This is a genomic window from Caballeronia choica (genome assembly GCF_001544535.1).
In the GTDB taxonomy this organism is placed as follows: domain Bacteria; phylum Pseudomonadota; class Gammaproteobacteria; order Burkholderiales; family Burkholderiaceae; genus Caballeronia; species Caballeronia choica.
On the sequence record NZ_FCON02000361.1, the window covers coordinates 1 to 2,667 of the forward strand.

The following is a 2,667-nucleotide window of genomic DNA, read 5'->3' on the forward strand; positions in this document are numbered from 1 at the left end:
TCGCGCTCCTTGAGGCCAGCATCGATACCGGCCAAGGCACGCTCGCGCTATTCTTCGAGCCGGTATATCGGTACCGAAACTTCGCGCGAAATGGCGTCCACCGGCTCGCCGCGCAACAAGCGCAAGACGACTTGTTTCTTCCGATTGGCCGACCACCGTTTCACTTCGGCGGCCGCGCCGGGGGCGTTTCCAGTCGCGCTACGCGCTCCTTCCACCGCCCCCGGCAGAACCTCGGCGATCTTCGACTTCTTTAGCATGTTCAACTCCGTTTCCAGAAACACGTTTTACCCCAAAATCGTGTCCAGAAAAATCGGAGGCGGTTCATGCCGTCCTTGTCGAACGTCGCCGCGTTGCTATTTTCGCGGTGGCTTCGCTCCAGGTAGTTCTGTCCTTCGGTCAGCAGGCGAACGCGCTCCTTGGCGCGATGCCGGCGGTGCCACGCGGCTTTGTCAGCGGCTTCGCTGGTGCTCGTCGTATGGGCGAAAATCGGCGTTTTTTTGCGGCTTCGGCTCATCAGTAGTCGAGGTGGATCAATCGTACATATCGCCCGGCAGCGCGGCCACGCCCGGCAGGAAATCATCATCGAGCACCTGATCGGGCGACCACGGACAGCGCTCGGGAAACGCCGCCGCGGGAAGGCCGGTCTGGCGCATAGCGGTGAGGCGCGCGATCTCATAGGCATGATCGATTATTTCGGTTCCTCGGCGCAATCTGTGGGTGATTTGATGGGAATTGTGAGAGATTCGTCAAGACCAAAGAACTCGTTTGCATGGTCGTGAGCGCTCGAATGCCGCGCTCAAGACCAACGCATAGTGTGGCAAACCGTCGTGGCGTCAAGGGGTCGCTGCGCCGGGCTAAAGCCCGCCCTTCTATGAGCATCAAATTGTCAAGGGTTTGCTTTGAATCGATGTCTGTCTGGCGAGCGGCTGCAAGACTGCCCTTGCCTGCATACGGAAGCCGTAGCTGGCTGAGGGACAGGCCAAGGCCTGGAAGCAAGGCCGCGCTCGTTAACCCCTGATCATCATGAGGCAGGATCCTCCTGGCAACTGTTACTGCGATCATGTTTCATGTCTGAAGCCGATCATCGCGCGCGTAAGACCCAACGTCTTACTCACCTTCTATCCGCTGGCGTGTAGCCAGCCCTATCCTGCATGCGCATTGCGCCGGAATCGTGTGCGGGAACACGCCCAATCTTGAAACATCGGTTGCTGTGGCAACCCAGGGCGGGCACGGGCGTGTTCACTTCAGACCCTGTGAGTAGCAGGCTGCGTGAGAGGCGTCAGCTGGCGCGCGGGACGGGCTGGCCAGTGGGCTTCAGTTGCGCGCCTTCGGGAATCACGCCGTCCTTGAGGTAACGCCACAGGGCAATCGCCAGGCGCCGTGCTACGGCGACGATGGCAATGCGTCGGGCGCGGCGGTTGGGGCCGGTGCCCTGGGTGCGCCGGTTGAACCACTGGGTGAGTGCGCTGCCGGGCTGATAGCGCAGCCAGGTCCAGGCCATCTCGACCAATAACGCGCGTACGCGCCGGTTTCCCTGTTTGCTGATGCCCTGGTCGGTCTGGCTCTCGCCGCTGTCATACGGTTGGGGCACCAGTCCGACACAGGACCCGACCTGGCGCCGGTTGTGGAAATCGCGCCAGTAGAGTTCGAGCGCGAGGCGTGAAGCGCTGACTTCACCAATGCCTTTCAGGCGTGTTAGGGCATCGCTGCGCGCGCGAGAGGGTGCCGGCACGCTGGCCTGACGAGTCTTCTCGAGTGCGTCGAACTGTTGGGTGGCGAGCGCGAGCCGTTCGCACTCGCGCAGCAGCCGCTCGCGCAGTTCGGGCGGCAGGGGCGTGCCGTCGTGGCACCGCACCTCGTCGCGCGCGAGTCGGCCGGCGAAGTCGCGGTGATCGACCTCATCCCAACAGCCCAGCGTGGCCAGCAGCTTGCGCATGCGGTCAAGGTGCTGCAGCACTTCCTTCTGCAACTGCCCGCGTTCGCGCACCAGGTGGCGCGACGCTTCATCCTGCGCGGACGGCACGTGAACCACGTGCATGCGGTCGCGCTCGCCGCGCAGCCATGCACGCAGGTTGGTGACGAGCTTGATGGCATCAAGCCGGTCGGTCTTCGCACGCCGCCTGCGACGCTCGACCGGGATGCTCGCGGGATCGACGACGTAACACTCAATGCCGTGGGCCTGCAGCGCACGCCAGATCCAGAACGCGTCCTGGCCGGCCTCGTAGCACACGACCACCCGCACGTCGGCCGGCAGGGACCACCTGTCCTTGTGCTGGTCGATCAGGACCAGCACGGCCTGCAGGCGCGCTGCGGCCTGCGGCTGTTCGACCGTATGCAGGGCGGGCCGCTCGTGCCGGCCATCGTGGAGCGCGACCTTCCACTTCCTGGCCGCGAGCTCGAGCGAAACAGCCAACACCACTTCTTCAGTATCCGACTGATATCTCTGGTCGTTGCCCATGATCATCTCCTCTACAAGTAGGCGTCGCGATGCTGATTGTAAGCATCAGTCTCTCGCTTGGCCCGGGATGCTCATAGGATCTTGACCCCTCAATTTTCGTATGGTGTTACAGACACGGCGTCGCGCTTGCGCGGATTTGCGCCATCGTTCACAAGGGGCAAAGGAATCGATAGAGTTTCTTGCAGGTGGCGTCGAAGGCGCTTTGGGCA

General features: G+C 62.7%; 4 protein-coding genes. All 4 read right to left on the reverse strand.

Annotated features, from left to right (window positions below; genetic code table 11):
* Positions 1–47: 47 nt before the first annotated feature.
* Entirely contained in the window at positions 48–257 is a 210-nt protein-coding gene (locus tag AWB68_RS43865) for a hypothetical protein (RefSeq protein WP_200828969.1), read from the reverse strand.
* 2 nt (positions 258–259) lie between these two features.
* A complete protein-coding gene (locus AWB68_RS43870; protein WP_087650315.1) occupies positions 260–514 on the reverse strand; it encodes a hypothetical protein in 255 nt (84 codons plus the stop codon).
* 16 nt (positions 515–530) lie between these two features.
* A complete protein-coding gene (locus AWB68_RS43875; RefSeq protein WP_087650316.1) occupies positions 531–710 on the reverse strand; it encodes a DUF29 family protein in 180 nt (59 codons plus the stop codon).
* Positions 711–1,279: 569 nt separating this feature from the next.
* A complete protein-coding gene (locus AWB68_RS43880) occupies positions 1,280–2,458 on the reverse strand; it encodes an IS110 family RNA-guided transposase (RefSeq protein ID WP_087650317.1) in 1,179 nt (392 codons plus the stop codon).
* Positions 2,459–2,667: the final 209 nt, after the last annotated feature.